This is a genomic window from Frigoribacterium sp. PhB116 (genome assembly GCF_004364285.1).
In the GTDB taxonomy this organism is placed as follows: Bacteria; Actinomycetota; Actinomycetes; order Actinomycetales; family Microbacteriaceae; genus Frigoribacterium.
Genome location: NZ_SOBE01000001.1, coordinates 429,019 through 446,386, shown reverse-complemented (window position 1 = coordinate 446,386; position 17,368 = coordinate 429,019). Strand labels below are relative to the sequence as shown.

Annotated in this window: 15 protein-coding genes; 12 read left to right on the top strand and 3 right to left on the bottom strand. The window is 70.8% G+C overall.

Annotated elements, in window-relative coordinates; genetic code table 11:
- The first annotated feature begins 38 nt into the window (after positions 1-38).
- The 4 genes from secD (at position 39) to EDF20_RS01990 (ending at position 5,553) form a co-directional block, all read left to right on the top strand.
- A complete protein-coding gene (secD, locus tag EDF20_RS02005; RefSeq protein WP_123545930.1) occupies positions 39-1,799 on the top strand; it encodes a protein translocase subunit SecD in 1,761 nt (586 codons plus the stop codon).
- Positions 1,799-2,812 (top strand): protein translocase subunit SecF, encoded by a 1,014-nt coding sequence (gene secF / locus EDF20_RS02000; protein WP_133737553.1) that lies wholly within the window; start codon positions 1,799-1,801, stop codon positions 2,810-2,812. The genes secD and secF overlap by 1 nt, the downstream gene beginning before the upstream one ends.
- Positions 2,809-3,174, top strand: a complete 366-nt coding sequence (locus EDF20_RS01995) for a rhodanese-like domain-containing protein (RefSeq protein WP_243833335.1) — start codon at positions 2,809-2,811, stop codon at positions 3,172-3,174. Before secF ends, EDF20_RS01995 begins: the two co-directional genes overlap by 4 nt.
- A gap of 96 nt (positions 3,175-3,270) precedes the next feature.
- Positions 3,271-5,553, top strand: coding sequence for a bifunctional (p)ppGpp synthetase/guanosine-3',5'-bis(diphosphate) 3'-pyrophosphohydrolase (locus EDF20_RS01990; RefSeq protein WP_223269375.1), 2,283 nt, complete (start codon positions 3,271-3,273; stop codon positions 5,551-5,553).
- A 27-nt stretch (positions 5,554-5,580) separates the two neighbouring features.
- On the opposite strand, the gene EDF20_RS01985 is transcribed toward EDF20_RS01990, so the two are convergent.
- The 3 genes from EDF20_RS01985 to EDF20_RS01975 all read right to left on the bottom strand — a co-directional run bounded on the left by EDF20_RS01985 (position 5,581) and on the right by EDF20_RS01975 (position 8,370).
- Positions 5,581-6,135 (bottom strand): type IV toxin-antitoxin system AbiEi family antitoxin, encoded by a 555-nt coding sequence (locus EDF20_RS01985; protein ID WP_166644742.1) that lies wholly within the window; start codon positions 6,133-6,135, stop codon positions 5,581-5,583.
- Positions 6,136-6,228: 93 nt separating this feature from the next.
- Positions 6,229-7,467, bottom strand: a complete 1,239-nt coding sequence (locus EDF20_RS01980; RefSeq protein WP_133737551.1) for a DUF349 domain-containing protein — start codon at positions 7,465-7,467, stop codon at positions 6,229-6,231.
- 117 nt (positions 7,468-7,584) lie between these two features.
- A complete protein-coding gene (locus EDF20_RS01975; protein WP_133737550.1) occupies positions 7,585-8,370 on the bottom strand; it encodes a peptidylprolyl isomerase in 786 nt (261 codons plus the stop codon).
- Between the two features lie 83 nt (positions 8,371-8,453).
- Between EDF20_RS01975 and EDF20_RS01970 the strand changes: the two genes are divergently transcribed.
- From EDF20_RS01970 to aroB, 8 genes are all read left to right on the top strand, one after another.
- Positions 8,454-9,863, top strand: a complete 1,410-nt coding sequence (locus EDF20_RS01970) for a replication-associated recombination protein A (protein ID WP_133737549.1) — start codon at positions 8,454-8,456, stop codon at positions 9,861-9,863.
- Between the two features lie 255 nt (positions 9,864-10,118).
- Positions 10,119-10,748, top strand: a complete 630-nt coding sequence (rpsD, locus tag EDF20_RS01965) for a 30S ribosomal protein S4 (RefSeq protein ID WP_123545916.1) — start codon at positions 10,119-10,121, stop codon at positions 10,746-10,748.
- A gap of 193 nt (positions 10,749-10,941) precedes the next feature.
- Positions 10,942-11,178, top strand: coding sequence for a hypothetical protein (locus EDF20_RS01960; RefSeq protein ID WP_123545914.1), 237 nt, complete (start codon positions 10,942-10,944; stop codon positions 11,176-11,178).
- Positions 11,179-11,245: 67 nt separating this feature from the next.
- Positions 11,246-13,918: an alanine--tRNA ligase gene (gene alaS, locus EDF20_RS01955; protein WP_133737548.1), complete on the top strand. Its 2,673-nt coding sequence runs from the start codon at positions 11,246-11,248 to the stop codon at positions 13,916-13,918.
- Between the two features lie 7 nt (positions 13,919-13,925).
- On the top strand, positions 13,926-14,435 hold the full coding sequence (gene ruvX / locus EDF20_RS01950) for a Holliday junction resolvase RuvX (protein ID WP_199732303.1): 510 nt from the start codon (positions 13,926-13,928) through the stop codon (positions 14,433-14,435).
- Between the two features lie 3 nt (positions 14,436-14,438).
- Positions 14,439-15,686, top strand: coding sequence for an endolytic transglycosylase MltG (gene mltG / locus EDF20_RS01945; protein WP_133737547.1), 1,248 nt, complete (start codon positions 14,439-14,441; stop codon positions 15,684-15,686).
- Entirely contained in the window at positions 15,683-16,270 is a 588-nt protein-coding gene (locus EDF20_RS01940; RefSeq protein ID WP_347876483.1) for a shikimate kinase, read from the top strand. Before mltG ends, EDF20_RS01940 begins: the two co-directional genes overlap by 4 nt.
- On the top strand, positions 16,267-17,358 hold the full coding sequence (aroB, locus tag EDF20_RS01935) for a 3-dehydroquinate synthase (RefSeq protein WP_133737546.1): 1,092 nt from the start codon (positions 16,267-16,269) through the stop codon (positions 17,356-17,358). Before EDF20_RS01940 ends, aroB begins: the two co-directional genes overlap by 4 nt.
- The last annotated feature ends 10 nt before the right edge of the window (positions 17,359-17,368 follow it).

The window sequence follows — 17,368 nt, the reverse complement described above, 5'->3', positions numbered from 1 at the left end:
CCTCGGGGCGCGCGCTCCCATGAGAAAGCAGAACCTCCGTGGCACGTTCGACGCCGGTCAAGAAGGCAATTCGTTCCCTGACGTGGTTGCTCGTCATCATCGCCGGCCTCGCCGCGCTGAACGGCACCGCCACCGCCCTCAACGACTCGGGCCGTGACGGCTGGTGGGACGGTGCGAGCTGGGTCCCCGAGCTGGCGCTCGACCTGCAGGGCGGCACGCAGATCACCCTCGCCGCACAGCTCGACAACGGCCAGTCCGTGTCCAGCCAGCAGCTCGACCAGGCCGTCACGATCATCCGCCAGCGCATCGACAGCGCCGGCGTCTCCGAGTCGGAGATCACCCGCCAGGGCGCGCAGAACATCGTCGTGTCGATCCCCGGTCGGCCCGACAACGAGACGCTCGAGCGCATCGAGGCCTCGGCCAAGCTGACCTTCCGGCCCGTGCTCTACACCGAGGCAGTGAGCAACGCCGCGGTCGGCGGCGACGCCGACGCCACGGCGAGCCCCTCGGCGACGCCCTACACGCCGAACCCCGACCTCAACTCGACTCCGACGGCCTCGCCGACGAACGCCTCCGACCTGAACTGGATCACGGAGCAGCTCGCGGACGAGTACACGAACTACCAGTGCGCCGCCGACAACGACCTGTCGACCGCTCGCGACGACGAGCCGCTCGTCACCTGCTCGACCGACGGCACCGCCAAGTTCATCCTCGGCCCGGTCGAGGTGCAGGGCAGCGACATCAGCGACGCCACCAACGGCCTCGCCACCGACTCGCAGGGCAACTCGACGAACACGTGGGCCGTCAACCTCGAGTTCGACCGCCAGGGCACCGACCGGTTCAGCGACGTCACGTCACGATTGGTCGCCCTCCAGGCCCCTCAGAACCAGTTCGCGGTGACGCTCGACAACCAGGTCATCACGGCCCCGTCCGCGAACGCCGCGATCACCGACGGCAAGGCCCAGATCACGGGCACGTTCACGCAGGACACCTCGAAGACCCTCGCCGACCAGCTCAAGTTCGGCGCCCTGCCGATCAGCTTCTCCGTGCAGAGCAACGAGAACATCACTGCGACCCTCGGCCAGACCCAGCTGGTGAGCGGCCTGATCGCCGGCCTCATCGGCCTGATCCTCGTTGTGATCTACTCGCTGATCCAGTACCGCGCGCTCGCCTTCGTCACCGTCCTGTCGCTGATGATCGCCGCGCTTCTCACGTACCTCGTGATCGCGATCCTGTCCTGGCGAGAGGGCTACCGGCTCTCCCTCGCCGGCGTGACGGGGTTGATCGTCGCGATCGGCATCACGGCCGACTCGTTCATCGTCTACTTCGAGCGCATCCGCGACGAGCTGCGCGACGGCCGCATCCTCGAGAGCGCCGTCGAGTCCGGCTGGAAGCGCGCGATCCGCACGATCGTCGCCTCCGACACCGTGAACTTCCTCGCCGCCATCACCCTGTTCATCCTCGCGGTGGGCAACGTGAAGGGCTTCGCCCTCACGCTCGGCATCACGACGGTGATCGACCTGATCGTCGTCGCGCTCTTCACGCACCCGATGCTGCAGCTGATCGCCCGCACGCGGTTCTTCGGCGAGGGCCACGCGTTCAGCGGGCTGAACCCGAAGGCGCTCGGCGCCGTGTACCGCGGTCGGGCCCAGTTCCGCACCCCCGTCCCCACGGGGGCCCGAAAGGGCGCGGGCGGACGAGAGGCGGCCAAGCGCCAGACCATCGCCGAACGCAAGGCGGCAGAGAGCACGAGCACCCGGGTCGACGACTCAGCGCGCGGTGAAGGGAAGGACAGCTGATGGCCAGCTTCTCCAAGTTCGGCAACGACCTCTACACGGGGGCTCGTTCCTACGACATCGTGGGCCGCCGGCGCACGTGGTACATCATCGCCGCGGTCGTCATCGTGATCTGCGCGACGGTGCCGTTCCTCCGGGGCGGCTACCACTTCGGAATCGAGTTCACCGGCGGCTCCGAGTTCCAGGTGGCCCAGCCCGCCGAGCTCGACCAGGACCTCGCGACGCGGACGGTCGACGACGTCGCCCCGGGCGCGAACCCCCGGGTCACCCAGGTCGGCAGCGACACCATCCGCGTCCAGACCTCGCAGCTCGAGGCGACACAGACCAACGACGTGGCCGACGCCCTCGCGACGGCCTACGACGTGCCCGCCGAGCGGGTGACCTCCTCGTTCATCGGCGCCTCCTGGGGTGCCGACATCACGGGCCAGGCCATCAAGGGCCTCGTGATCTTCCTGATCCTCGCGGCCATCGGCATGACGCTCTACTTCCGCACCTGGAAGATGTCGCTCGCCGCCATGACGGCGCTGCTGCACGACCTCGTGCTCACCGCCGGCATCTACGGCATCGTCGGTTTCGAGGTCACGCCCGCCGCGGTCATCGGGTTCCTCACCATCCTCGGCTACTCCCTCTACGACACTGTCGTGGTGTTCGACAAGATCCGGGAGAACACGGCAGAGGACGGCGAGGGCTCCAGGCGCACCTTCGGCCAGTCGATCAACCTCGCGATCAACCAGACGCTGGTCCGGTCGATCAACACCTCGGTCGTCGCCCTGCTGCCCGTCGCCGCGATCCTCTTCATCGGCGCGTTCGTCCTCGGTGCCGGCACGCTCCGTGACATCTCGCTCGCCCTCTTCATCGGCATCCTGGTGGGCACCTACTCGACGATCTTCATCGCGTCCCCGCTCTACGCGACGCTCCGGATCGGCGAGCCCGACATCAAGAAGCGCGACGACCGCAAGCGCGACGATCGTGCGCGGGACGCCGACGCCGCCGCGGCCTCGGTGATCGCGTCGTGAGTGCGCCCCTGGGCGGAGGCCCCGCCTCCTCGATGCCCGAGGTGACCGCGCAGGAGGCGGTGGCCTTGGTGGGCGACGGCGCCTACCTCCTCGACGTGCGCGAGCAGTCGGAGTGGGACGAGGGCCACGCCTCGCGGGCCGTGCTCCTCCCGCTCTCCGAGCTGGCCGAGCGGGTCGACGAGGTCCCCTCGGACCGCGACGTGCTCGTCGTCTGCCACTCGGGCATGCGCTCGATGCGGGCCACGGCCGCGCTCCGGCGCGCGGGCCTGCGGGCCGTGAACGTCGAGGGCGGCATGCTCGCCTGGCGAGACGCGGACGGCGACGTCGTCAGCGAGGGCGACGCCCGCCCGACGGTCGACTGACCGGGAGCGAGTAACGTTGTCCCGACTCGTGCACGACCCGACGCCCGTTCCCGGAGGCGCGTCACCGTGCACGAGCGACGACGAGGAGGCGCGCTCGTGACCGAGATCACCACGAGGGAGACCCCCGCGGGTCCCGAGCAGGGCGGCACGGCCTCCCTCCGCACCCTGCTGCCGAGGTTGTTCTCCCGCAGCCAGCCCGCCGGTGCCGTCGACCGCCTCGTCAAGACGGTCCGCATGCACCACCCGAAGGCCGACCTCGTGGTCATCGAGCGGGCCTACACGGTCGCCGAGAAGGCGCACCGCGGCCAGCTGCGCAAGAGCGGCGAGCCCTACATCACGCACCCGGTGGCCGTCGCGCAGATCCTCGCCGACCTCGGCATCGGCTCGAAGACGATCGCCGCCGCGCTGCTCCACGACACCGTGGAGGACACCGACTACACGCTCGACATGCTGCAGCGCGACTTCGGCGACGAGATCGCCATGCTCGTCGACGGGGTGACGAAGCTCGACAAGCTGAAGTACGGCGACAGCGCCCAGGCCGAGACCGTCCGCAAGATGGTCGTCGCGATGTCGAAAGACATCAGGGTGCTCGTGATCAAGCTCGCCGACCGGCTGCACAACGCGCGCACGTGGGGCTTCGTCGAGTCGTCGTCGGCGACGCGCAAGGCGACCGAGACGCTCGAGATCTACGCCCCCCTCGCTCACCGGCTGGGCATCCAGGCCATCAAGTGGGAGCTGGAGGACCTCAGCTTCGCCGTCCTCCACCCGAAGCTCTACGTCGAGATCGACAACCTGGTCAAGCAGCGCACCCCGCAGCGCGAGCAGTTCGTCCAGAACGTCATCAACGCGGTCAAGTCCGACCTCAAATCGACGAAGATCCGCGGCGAGGTGGTCGGTCGGCCGAAGCAGTACTACTCGATCTACCAGAAGATGATCGTGCGGGGTCGCGAGTTCGACGAGATCTACGACCTCGTCGGCATCCGCGTGCTCGTCACGTCGCTGCGCGACTGCTACGCCGTGCTCGGCTCGATCCACGCCCGCTGGAACCCGATCCCCGGTCGCTTCAAGGACTACATCGCGACGCCCAAGTTCAACCTCTACCAGTCGCTCCACACGACGGTCATCGGCCCCAAGGGGCGACCGGTCGAGATCCAGATCCGCACGCACGAGATGCACCAGCGGGCCGAGTTCGGCGTCGCGGCCCACTGGAAGTACAAGCAGAGGATGAACGGCGGTCGCGACGACACGGCCACCGGTGCCCGCACCGAGACCGACATGGCGTGGCTGGCGCACATCTCCGACTGGCAGGCCGAGACGGCCGACCCGGGGGAGTTCCTCGACAGCCTCCGCTTCGAGATCGGCGCGAAGGAGGTCTACGTCTTCACGCCCCAGGGCAAGGTCATCGGCCTCCCGTCGGGAGCGACGCCCGTCGACTTCGCCTACGCGGTCCACACCGAGGTCGGGCACCGCACGATGGGCGCCAAGGTCAACGGCCGTCTCATCCCGCTCGAGAGCGTGCTCAACAGCGGCGACGTCGTCGAGGTCTTCACCTCGAAGAACCCCGACTCCGGTCCCAGCCAGGACTGGCTCGGCTTCGTCAAGAGCCCCCGTGCCCGGAACAAGATCCGGCAGTGGTTCACGAAGGAGCGCCGCGACGAGGCGATCGAGCAGGGCAAGGACGCGATCGCCCGCGCGATGCGGAAGCAGAACCTGCCGCTGCAGAAGCTGATGAACCAGGACAGCATCACCGAGGTGGCGTCCCAGCTGCGCTACGACGACGTCTCGAGCCTCTACGCCGCCGTCGGCGAGGGCCACCTGTCGACACAGTCGGTCATCGAGAAGGTGCTCGCCTCGGTCCAGCAGCAGACCGAGGTCGAGGGGGAGTACGAGTTCCCGAGCAAGGGCGTGTCACGGCCTCTCCGCAACAGCGACTCAGGCGTCCTCGTCCGCGGTGCGCCCGACATCCTCGTCAAGCTCGCGAAGTGCTGCACGCCCGTCCCCGGCGACCAGGTCGTCGGCTTCGTGACGCGCGGGCAGGGCGTCAGCGTGCACCAGGCCACCTGCCACAACGTGCAGGGCCTCATGCAGGAGCCCGAGCGGATGATCGAGGTCGAGTGGGCCCCGTCGTCGAAGAGCGTCTTCCTGGTCCAGATCCAGATCGAGGCCCTCGACCGCGCAGGCTTGCTGTCCGACGTCACGCGGGTGCTGTCCGAGCACCACGTCAACATCCTCTCGGCGAACGTGTCCACCTCGGACGAGCGCCTAGCGATCAGCCGCTTCGTCTTCGAGATGGGCGACACGACGCACCTCGACCGTGTGCTCAACGCCGTGCGTCGGATCGACGCCGTCTACGACGTCTACCGGGTCAGCGCCGGCTGAGTCGGGGCGGACACCTCACGCCGGGGATCAGACGACCAAGGGGTCGACGAGCGTCCGCAGCCGAGTCGCCGCTCGCCGTCGGCCCGGCAGCCGACCGTGTCGTCGCACGAGGCCGGTGACCCGACGCGGATCGACGTGGTGCTCGACGAGCAGGGTGCGCACGAGGCGCTCCGCGTCGGCCGACCAGTCGTCGGCCCGGAGCAGGTCGAGGACGGTGCGGGTCGGGGTCGTCACCCGGACGCGTCCGACCTGCGAGATCTCGCCGGCGTCGATGAGGACCTCGCCCACCATGACGTCGGACCGATCGTCGCGGTGCCGTGCCCACGACGGCACCACCGCCTCCAGCCGGCGAGGGGCAGCGGCGCGCGCGCCCCAGATCCAGGCGGCCGTGCCCCGCGCTGCCACGACCACCGTGCCGAGGCGGTCGGCCAGCGCCTCCGCCCGCCGCCACGCGTCGTCGGGATCGGCGATCGACGCCCAGCTGTCGGCCACCCGGCAGACCTCGCCGTCGAGCGCCGCAGCCTGCAGCTCGACCTCGGGCAGGTCTCGAGCGGTCAGGAGTCTCGGCAGGGTAGGGGTCACCGCCCCAGCATGACCGCCGAGGCACAGGACGACGAACCGCCCGCCGCCTCCTGTGGAGAACGGCGGGCGGTCAGGGCCCGGGGGAGGCGCGGGTCAGGACCCGAGGGCGTCCAGCCAGACGCGACGAGCGTCGAGGGCCTCGCGCGCCTCCTTCACCTTGCGGGCGTCGCCGCCGGCCTCGGCCGCGGCGAGCTCGTCCTCGAGCTTGGTGATCGCGTCCTGCAGCTGGCTGGCCAGACCCTCGGACCGCGCCCTGCGCTCGGGGTTGTTCTTCTCCCAGTACGACTCGTCGAGCTGACGGACGTGCGACTCGACCTTGCGCAGCCTGTCCTCGACGGGGCGCACCTGGTCGCGCGGCACGCGGCCGATCTCGTCCCAGCGGAGCTGGATCGTGGTCAGGGCCTCCCGTGCCGACACGCGGTCGTCGTTCGTGAGGATCTTCTCGGCGTCGTCGAGCAGGGCGAGCTTGGCCGTGAGGTTGTCGGCGTACTCGGCGTCGTCCTGTGCGACGATCTCGCCCTTGGCGGCGTAGAGCACGTCGCCGGCGCGCTTGAAGCGGGCCCAGAGCGCGTCGTCGTACTTCTTGCCCGCACGACCGGCGCGCTTCCAGTCGTCGAGCAGACGCCGGTACTCGGGGATGCCGTCGGCGCCCTTGCCCGCGAGGGTGTCGGCCGACTCGACGAGCGCCTGCTTGCGCTGGCGAGCCTCGCGGTGCGTGGCGTCGAGGTCGGCGTAGAACGCCTTGCGGTGCTGGTCGATGGTCGACCGGGCCGCGCGGAAGCGCTTCCAGAGGTCGTTGCCCTCGCCCTTGGGGATCCGGGGGCCCTCGGTCTGGTGCTTCTGCCAGCGGGCGAAGATGTCGTCGACGGAGGCGGTGACCTGCTTCCACTGCACGCGGGCGGGGTCCTGCGCGGCGAGGGCCTCGGCCTCCGCGACCAGGGAGGTGCGGTAGGCGACGGCCGCGACCAGCGCCTCCTGTGCCTCGGCGCTCTGCTTCTCGGTCAGCTCGCCCACCGTGCTGTCGAGGGCGTCGACGCGCGTGCGGAGCGCGGCGACGTCGCCGACGGCGTTCGGCTCGACGAGCAGCTGCTTCAGGTGCGCGACCGTCTTGGTCACGTCCGACGCCGAGGCGCCCCGCTTGACCCGCTGCTCGAGCAGGGTGACCTGCCCGTTCAGCTCGGTGTACTTGCGCTCGTAGTAGGCGAGGGCCTCGGCGGGCGTGGCGTCGGGGTACTGCCCCACAGCCCGCTCGCCGTCGCCCTCGCGCACGTAGACGGTTCCGTCGTCGTCGACGCGGCCCCAGGGTGCCTGATCGTCAGTAGCCACTGTCATCCCTTGCTGGAGGTGCTCGTCGCGGAGCCCAGGACGGGCCCCGGCGATGGGTGCCCAGCCTATTGCACGAGCAGGGACGCCCGCCTACTCCGTGGTCGGGCCGCTCCTGCGTCGGGTCTACTCGAGCGTCAGGGACGTGATCGTGGTCGGCACGACCGGGGCGCCGTCGTTGGGGACCTCGGCGGTCGACGGGGTAAGGCCCGCGTCCGTGATGTTCGCCGTGAGCTGGTCGAGGCCGCTCGTCACCCGGCCGACGACGGTGTAGCCGCCCGTCGACGTGTCGAGGTAGGTGTCCCCGTAGGTGACGAAGAACTGGGTCGACTGCGAGTCCGCCGCCTCGCCCCGCGCCATCGCGATGGTGCCGGTCGGGTAGAGGCCGTCGGCCGGCACGTTCTCGAGGGGCCCGAAGGTGAAGCCCGCGTCGCCCGTGCCGTCCCCGTTCGCCGAGCCGCACTGGATGAACTTCGCCGTCTCGGCGTCGCTCATCCGGTGGCAGGTCGTGTCGGTGTAGAAGCCCTGCTGAGCGAGGTCGATGATCACCGAGGCGGCCTGGGGCGCCGTGGCCCCGTCGAGCTCGACCCCGAGCTGGACGTCGTCGTTGAGGTCGAGCTGCCCCGTCCAGGTGCGTCCCTCGGCGATGTCGGCGCTCGGGACGTCCCCGGTCGCCGACGCCGTCTCCGAGGGGGAGGGGCTGGCGGAGGCGGCGGCCTCGTCAGCGCTGTCGTCCGTGTTCCACACGACCTGGGTGACGACCGCCAGGCCGACCACGACCACGACGCCGACGGCGGCGAGGAGGTTGTCCCGGCGGCGGCGGCGCACCTGCGTCTCGTGCACCCGCTGGCGGGCCGTGTACGCCCTCAGCCGGTCGCGTGCCTCACGGTCCTGGTTCCTGCTCGGTGCCACGTGTCCTCCATGCCGGTGATGTCCCGGACGACTGTATCCGAGCCGCCGGTCGGTGTCGGCGGCCCGGTCTACCATTGACCCCCATGAGCCCTCTCCCGCAGAGCTCGACCCCCCTCGCGGTCCGCATGCGCCCCACCAGCCTCGACGAGGTCGCCGGTCAGCGACACCTCCTCCGGCCCGGCTCCCCGCTCGTCACCCTGGCGAGCGACACCACCGGCGAGCAGGGCGCCGTCTCCGTCATCCTCTGGGGCCCGCCAGGCACCGGCAAGACGACGCTCGCGCAGGCGATCGCCCACACGTCGGGGCGGCAGTTCATCGAGCTCTCGGCGGTGACGGCCGGCGTGAAGGACGTCCGGCAGGTGATGGAGAAGGCGCTGACGAACCGCGACCTGTACGGCACGACGACGGTCCTGTTCCTCGACGAGATCCACCGCTTCACGAAGGCCCAGCAGGACGCGCTGCTGCCGGGAGTCGAGAACGGCTGGGTGATCCTCATCGCGGCGACGACCGAGAACCCGTCCTTCTCCGTCATCACGCCGTTGCTCTCCCGGTCGCTGCTGCTCACGCTCGAGCAGCTGAGCGACGACGACCTCGGCGACCTCGTCCGGCGGGCGGTCGTCGACCCCCGCGGCCTGGCCGACCGGGTCGTGCTGGACGACGAGGCGCTGGCGACGATCGTCCGCCTCGCGTCCGGCGACGCTCGTCGGGCGCTGACCGCCCTCGAGGCCTCGGCCCACTCCGCCGCCGCGACCGCCGAGGAGGCGCGCGGAGCCCGTCCGGACGACCCGTCCGCCGACGCGGACGCCGACTACGACCCCGACGCCGAGTACGACGACCCGGACGACGCCGACGACCGGCCCGTGATCACCGCCGAGACGGTCGCCCAGTCGGTCGACCGCGCGCTCCTCCGCTACGACCGCAACGGCGACGAGCACTACGACGTCATCAGCGCGTTCATCAAGTCGGTCCGCGGGTCAGACGTCGACGCCGCGCTGCACTACCTCGCCCGGATGATCGAGGCCGGCGAGGATCCCCGCTTCATCTGCCGGCGCATCATCGTGTCCGCCGGCGAGGACATCGGCATGGCCGACCCGAACGCCCTCACGGTCGCCGTCTCGGCGGCCACCGCCGTGCAGATGGTCGGCATGCCGGAGGGGCGCATCCCGATGGCCGAGGCCGTCGTCTACCTGGCCACCGCACCGAAGTCGAACCGTTCCTACAGCGCCCTCGACGCCGCGATCGCCGACGTCCGCGCCGGCGCGGCCGGCCCGGTGCCCAAGCACCTCCGCGACGCGCACTACCCAGGCGCGAAGCGCCTCGGCCACGGCAAGGGCTACAAGTACTCGCACGACTCCGAGTTCGGGGTCGTCGAGCAGCAGTACCTGCCTGACGAGCTCGTCGGCCGCACGTACTACGACCCGACGGCCAACGGCAACGAGCGCGACGTCGCCGCCCGGCTCGAGAAGCTGCGTCGGATCACCCGCGGCGGCTGATGCGGGGCGAGAGGCCGTCGGCTGGTCGACGACACGCGCCCAGGTCGGGGTCGCCCACCAGACCGTGCTCCTGTATGCTCGGGGGGTTGCCTGCACTCGGGCGTCGACGCGCGGCTGCTGATGACGACCCGACCAAGGCGGTCCGACCTGTAGCCGGTCTCCGCCGCGGCGATCATCCCTCTTGTTAGGCCCGTCGGCGCTCACGCGCCTGGCTGGCGGAACATCACCACCGACAAGATCTCGATAGGAACACGCATGTCCACCAAGTCCCGCACCCGGAGCAAGACGCGTCTCTCGCGTGCTCTCGGCATCGCCCTCACCCCGAAGGCCGCCCGCTACCTCGAGAAGCGTCCCTACGCTCCCGGCGAGCACGGCCGCACCAAGCGCAAGACCGACAGCGACTACGCCGTCCGTCTCCGCGAGAAGCAGCGCCTGCGCGCCCAGTACGGCATCCGCGAGGCCCAGCTCAAGATCGTCTTCAACGAGGCCCGTAAGGCCTCGGGCCTGACCGGTGAGAACCTGGTCGAGCTGCTCGAGACCCGTCTCGACGCCCTCGTCCTGCGTGCCGGCTTCGCCCGCACCACGGCGCAGGCTCGCCAGATGGTCGTGCACCGTCACATCCTCGTCGACGGCAAGCTCGTCGACCGCCCCTCGTTCCGCGTCAAGCCCGGCCAGATGATCCACGTCAAGGCCAAGAGCGAGACGACCGAGCCCTTCCAGGTCGCCGCGGCCGGCGGTCACGTCGACCTGCTGCCCAAGACCCCGAGCTACCTCGAGGTCGAGATCGACAAGCTGCAGGCCCGCCTCGTGCGTCGCCCGAAGCGCGCCGAGGTCCCCGTGACCTGCGAGGTCCAGCTGGTCGTCGAGTACTACGCAGCCCGCTAGCACCACCCGCACCACTTCCGAGGGAGCGCTCCACGTCGCGTGGGGCGCTCCCTCAGTCGTTCCCCGCGGAGCTCCTCCCTGTGCCGTTCCCGGCGTAGCTCCTCCCTCCGCAGTTCCCGACGGGCGACGGCGACGAAGTAGGCTGACGTGTCGTCCCGTGTGCTCGTCACGGGACACGTCGTGAGGAGCACCCGTGAAGAACCTGGTCCTGCTGTCCGTCGGAGTCGCGCTCGGCCTCGTCGGTGCGCACCTCCTCAACTCGACCCCGCGTGGCCGCCGCTTCTTCGGCGAGCTCGACGGCGGACTCGACCACTTCCGCGCCGCGGTGGTCGACGGGTACCGCTCCCGTGACGCCGAGCTCCGCGCCACCGACCCGAGCGACGACGGCGGCCCCACGACAGGGCCGGCCGGCACCACCAGCGCGAGCTGACCGCGCGAGGCGCCCGGCGCCTCCTCGTCAGCAGCCCCACCGACCGACCCCCTCCCTCAGGAGAACCATGCAGACCGCCGAGATCCGCCGCCGTTGGCTCGACTACTTCGGGGAGCGCGGGCACACCGTCGTCCCGTCCGCCTCGCTGGTCAGCGACGACCCGTCGCTGCTCTTCACCGTGGCCGGCATGGTGCCGTTCATCCCGTACCTGACCGGTCTCGTCCCGACCCCGTACGCGCGGGCGACGAGCGTGCAGAAGTGCATCCGCACCAACGACATCGAAGAGGTCGGGAAGACCCCCCGGCACGGCACGTTCTTCCAGATGAACGGCAACTTCTCGTTCGGCGACTACTTCAAGGAGGAGGCGATCGGCTACGCCTGGGAGCTGCTGACCTCGAGCGAGGCCGACGGCGGCCTCGCGTTCTCGCCCGACGACCTCTGGGTCACCGTCTACGAGGAGGACGACGAGGCGATCGCCCTCTGGAAGAAGGTGGCGGGCCTCCCCGACGAGCGCATCCAGCGCCTCGGCAAGGACACCAACTACTGGCACACCGGCCAGCCCGGCCCGGCGGGCCCGTGCTCCGAGATCTTCTTCGACCGCGGCCCGGCCTACGGCGCCGACGGCGGCCCCGCCACGGACGACGACCGCTACGTCGAGATCTGGAACCTCGTGTTCATGCAGTACCAGATCGAGAACGTCCGGTCGAAGGTCGACTTCGACATCGTCCGCGAGCTGCCGAACAAGAACATCGACACCGGCATGGGCCTCGAGCGGGTCGCGTTCCTCAAGCAGGGCGTCGACAACATGTACGAGATCGACCAGGTCCGTCCCGTGCTCGACGCCGCCTCCGAGCTGTCGGGGCGCCGCTACGGCGCCGTCCACGACGACGACGTGCGCATGCGCGTCATCGCCGACCACGTCCGCAGCGCCCTCATGCTCATGAGCGACGGCGTCCGGCCGTCGAACGAGGGCCGCGGCTACATCCTGCGCCGCCTGCTGCGACGCTCGGTCCGCTCGATGCGCCTCCTGGGCGTCGAGGGCACCACCTTCCCGGTCCTGTTCGCGGCGTCCCGCGACGCGATGAAGTCGGCCTACCCCGAGGTCGAGCGCGACTGGGACAGGATCTCGGGCCTCGCCTTCGCCGAGGAGGAGACGTTCCTCCGCACGCTGGCGGCCGGCACGAGCATCCTCGACATCGCCGTGGAGGACACCAAGGACAAGGCAGGCGCCGGCACCGCACCTCGCCTGGCCGGCGACACGGCCTTCCTGCTGCACGACACCTTCGGGTTCCCGATCGACCTCACCCTCGAGATCGCCGAGGAGAGCGGCCTCACGGTCGACCGCGAGGCGTTCGACCGGCTGATGAGCGAGCAGCGCGCCCGCGCCAAGGCCGACGCCAAGTCGCGCAAGGTGGCCCTCGCCGACCTGAGCGTCTACAGCGCCTTCCGCGCGCAGGGCGAGACGGTGTTCACCGGGTACGACGTGCTCGACACCGAGACGCGCGTGCTCGGCCTCATCGTCGACGGCGCCAGCGTCGACCGCGCCGTCGCGGGCGACATCGCCGAGGTGGTCCTCGCCGAGACGTCGCTGTACGCCGAGTCGGGCGGCCAGGACGCCGACGCCGGCAGCATCGTCGGAACGGGCTTCGACCTCGAGGTCCTCGACGTCCAGAAGCCGGTCAAGGGCCTGGTCAGCCACCGTGTCCAGGTGCGCTCGGGCGAGGTCGGCGTCGGCGACGCCGCCACCAGCGTCGTCGACCCTTCCTACCGCCGCGGCGCCACGCAGGCGCACTCGGCGACGCACCTCGTGCACGCCGCGCTCCGGGAGGTGCTCGGCCCGGAGGCGCACCAGGCCGGCTCGTACAACAAGGCCGGCTACCTCCGCCTCGACTTCAACTGGAGCCAGGCGCTCAGCCCGGCCACCCGCAGCGAGGTCGAGGAGGTCGCGAACGCGGCCGTCCGAGAGGACCTCGCCGTCACCACCCGCGTGCTGCCCCTCGACGAGGCCCGGTCGATGGGCGCGATGGCGCTCTTCGGCGAGAAGTACGGCGAGACGGTCCGGATGGTCGACATCGGCGGCCCGTGGTCGCGCGAGCTCTGCGCGGGCACCCACGTCGCCACGAGCGCACAGATCGGCCTCATCAACCTCGTCAGCGAGACCTCCGTCGGCTCCACGAACCGTCGGGTGGAGTCGCTCGTCGGCCTCGACGCGTTCCGCGACTTCGCCGCGGAGCGGGCCATCGTCTCGCAGCTGACGTCCTCGCTCCGCACGCCGCGCGAGCAGCTCCCGGAACGGATCGGCGACCTGGTCTCCAGCCTGCGCGCGGCCGAGAAGAAGATCGCGGAGTTCGAGTCGGCGCAGCTGTCGCTGCGCGTCCCCGCGCTCGTCGAGCAGGCGGCTGCCGTCGGGTCCCTCACCGTCGTCGCCGAGTCGGTGGGCACGGTCAAGACGACCGACGAGCTGCGGTCGCTCGTCCTGTCGGTGCGCGAGCGCCTCGGCAGCGACTCGGCCTCGGTGGTCGCGCTTGCCGCCGACGTCGCCGGCAAGCCCGCCGTCATCGTCGCCACGACGGCGCCCGCCCGCTCGGCCGGCGTCAAGGCGGGTCAGCTCGCCCGTACGGCGGCAGGGATCCTCGGCGGGGGCGGCGGCGGCAAGGACGACCTGGCGCAGGGCGGCGGATCCGACGTCACCGCGATCACGACGGCGCTCACGGGCATCGTCGCCGCGCTGCGGTCCTGAGCGCCGCGTGAGGACGGGAGTGCGCCTCGGCGTCGACGTGGGGAAGGCCCGCATCGGCGTCGCCCGCACCGATCCGTCGGGCATGATCGCGACGCCCGTCGAGACGGTGCCGCGGGCGGCGTCGGGGTCGGCCGACGTCGACGCCATCCTCGGCCACGTGTCGGAGCTCGACGCCGTGGAGGTGGTGGTCGGCCTCCCGCTGTCGCTGTCGGGAGGCGACACTGCGTCCACCGGCGACGCCCGCGACTTCGCGGCGGCCATCGCGGCCCGGTGTCCCGTGCCCGTGCGCCTGGTGGACGAACGACTGTCGACGGTGAGCGCGCAGACTGCACTTCGCGCTTCAGGGCGCAAGGGCAAGAGACAACGATCCGTCATCGATCAAGTCGCCGCTGTTATCATCGTCCAGCACGCGCTCGAGCTCGAGCGGTCGAGCGGTCTCCCGCCCGGTCAGCTCGTGAGCGCCCCGGTCGTCGACGACGGCGCCGGAGACCGACCCGACACCGACGAAAGACGATGACGCGTGGCCGACGATCCGAACTGGGACGACATCTTCTCCTCTCAGCCCCCCACCGAGGCGAAGGACGACGCCGGTCGCCCTCCCGCTGCAGCACCGACCACCCGCAAGTCGACGCGCGAGCAGGAGAAGGCCCCTCGACGCCTTGAGCGCCGTGCCGCCCGCGACGACGGCGGCCACCGGCCCCGTCGCAGCCGCAAGGGCGGCATCGTCCTCCTCGTCATCGCCCTCGTCGTGGTGGGAGGCGGCACCGCCGGCGTCGTAGCCGCGTGGGGCGCGGTCGCGCCCCTCGTCGCGAAGCTCGGCGGGAACGACGCGCCAGAGGACTACCCGGGCACCGGCAACGGGACCGAGGTGTCGTTCGCGATCACGAGCGGCGAGAACGGCTCGGACATCGCCACGAACCTCTTCGACAGCGGCGTCACGGCCAGCTTCGAGTCGGTCTACGCGATGCTCGTCGCCGACGCCGCCCTCACCTTCCAGCCCGGCACGTACACGCTCCAGCAGGAGATGAGCGCGACGTCGGCGGTCAGCGCCCTTCAGGACAGCGCCAACCGGGTGACCGACAAGCTGGTGATCCCCGAGGGCACCGCCGCAGTCGACGTCTACAGCCTCATCTCGTCGGCGACCGAGATCCCCGAGGCCGACGTCCAGGCCGCGGCGGCCGACGTGGCCTCCTTCGGCCTCCCTGCCGAGGCCACGTCCCTCGAGGGCTGGTTGTTCCCCGCGACGTACGAGCTCGATCCCGGGCTCGACGCGCACGGCTACCTGCAGCTCCTCGTCGACACGATGAAGCAGCGCCTGGTCGACGCCGGCGTCGCGCCGGCCGACCAGCAGCACGTCATCGTCTTCGCCTCGCTGATCCAGCGCGAGGCCGGTCTCGCGGACGACTACCCGAAGGTCGCGCGCGTGTTCCAGAACCGCCTGGACGACGGGATGCTCCTCCAGTCAGACGCGACCGTCGCCTACGGCACCGGCAACACCCACCGGGTCACGACGACCGACGAGGAGCGCGGTGACGAGTCGAACCCGTACAACACCTACCAGCACCTCGGCCTGCCGGTCGGGCCCATCTCCAACCCGGGCGACCTCGCGATCAACGCGGCGATCGCGCCCGCGGACGGCACGTGGCTGTACTTCGTGACGACGAACCTCGACACGGGCGAGACGACGTTCTCGACGACGTTGGCCGAGCACGAGGCCGCCGTGAAGGTGTGGCAGGCGTGGATGCGGGAGCACCCCGAGTACCAGTGACCCCCTCGACCGACCCGAACGCCGCGGGCGCGGCACCGCTCGACCGCCCCGTGGCGATGATCGGCCCGATGGGCGCGGGCAAGTCCAGCATCGGCAAGAAGCTCTCCCGGCGTCTCGGCGTGGGGTTCCTCGACACCGATCGCCTGCTCGTGCAGCGGCACGGCCCCGTGGCCGAGATCTTCTCCCGTGACGGCGAACCACGCTTCCGGGAGCTGGAGCGCGAGGTCGTCGCCGAGGCGCTCGCCTCGACCGGCGTGGTGTCGCTCGGAGGAGGCGCGGTGCTCGACCCGCTCACCCGGTGGCGCCTCCGGGGCGCCTCCGTGGTCCTCCTCACGGTGACGCCCGAGGCGGTGGCGGACCGGCTCGCGGGGTCGACTCGCCCCCTGCTCGCCCAGGGCGGCATGGACGCCTGGCGGGCCATCGCGCTCGAGCGCGAGCCCGTCTACCGCAGCCTGGCCGACCTGGTCGTCGACACCTCGAGGCGCCCTGTCTCCCACGTCGTCGACGACGTGGTCGCCTGGCTGGCCGCCGCCGCTGCCGGCTCACCCGACCTCCCGCACCACCGACAGGAAGACGACGCATGACCGACGAGACGACCGACGTCACCACCATCCGCGTCGAGGGCGAGGCCCCCTACGACGTCCTCGTCGGCCACGGGGTCCGCTCGCGCATCCCCGCGCTGCTCGGCCCGCAGACGAAGAAGGTCCTGATCGTGCACGCGCCGACGCTCGGGCGCAAGGCGAACGAGCTCCGCGACGCGCTGGTCGAGGCCGGTCTCGAGGCCCTCATCGCCGAGGTCCCCGACTCGGAGGACGCCAAGCGCGTCGAGGTGGCGGCGTTCTGCTGGCAGGTGCTCGGCCAGGCCGACTTCACCCGGACCGACGCGGTGATCGGGCTCGGCGGGGGAGCCGTGACCGACCTCGCCGGCTTCGTCGCCGCCACCTGGCTCCGGGGCGTGCAGCTCGTCCAGGTGCCGACGACCGTGCTCGGCATGGTCGACGCCAGCGTCGGCGGCAAGACCGGCATCAACACCGCCGAGGGCAAGAACCTCGTGGGCGCCTTCTGGGCCCCGACAGCCGTGGTGGCCGACCTCGACATGCTGGACACGCTGAGCCGCAACGAGATCCTCGCGGGCTTCGCCGAGGTCGTGAAGGCCGGCTTCATCGCCGAGCCCGAGATCCTCGACATCGTGGAGGCAGACGTCGACCGTGCCGTCGACCCGACGACCCCCGAGTTCCGACGGGTCGTCGAGCTGTCGATCGCCCTCAAGGCACGGGTCGTCGGCCAGGACTTCACCGAGCAGGGCCTCCGCGAGATCCTCAACTACGGGCACACGCTCGGCCACGCCGTCGAGCACGCCGAGCGCTACCAGTGGCGGCACGGGGCCGCGGTGTCGGTCGGGATGGTCTTCGCCGCCGAGCTCGGCAGGCTGACGGGGCGGCTGTCGGACGAGGCCGTCGACCGCCACCGGCGGATCCTCGAGTCGTTGACCCTGCCGACGAGCTACCCGCTCGGCCGCTGGAACACGCTCCTCGCCACGATGCAGCGCGACAAGAAGGCCCGAGCCGGCATGCTCCGGTTCATCGTGCTCGACGACATCGGCAAGCCGACGGTCGTCACCGGCCCCGACTCGAGCCTGCTCTTCGCGGCGTACCAGGAGATCGGCTCCTGAGGGCTCGCGG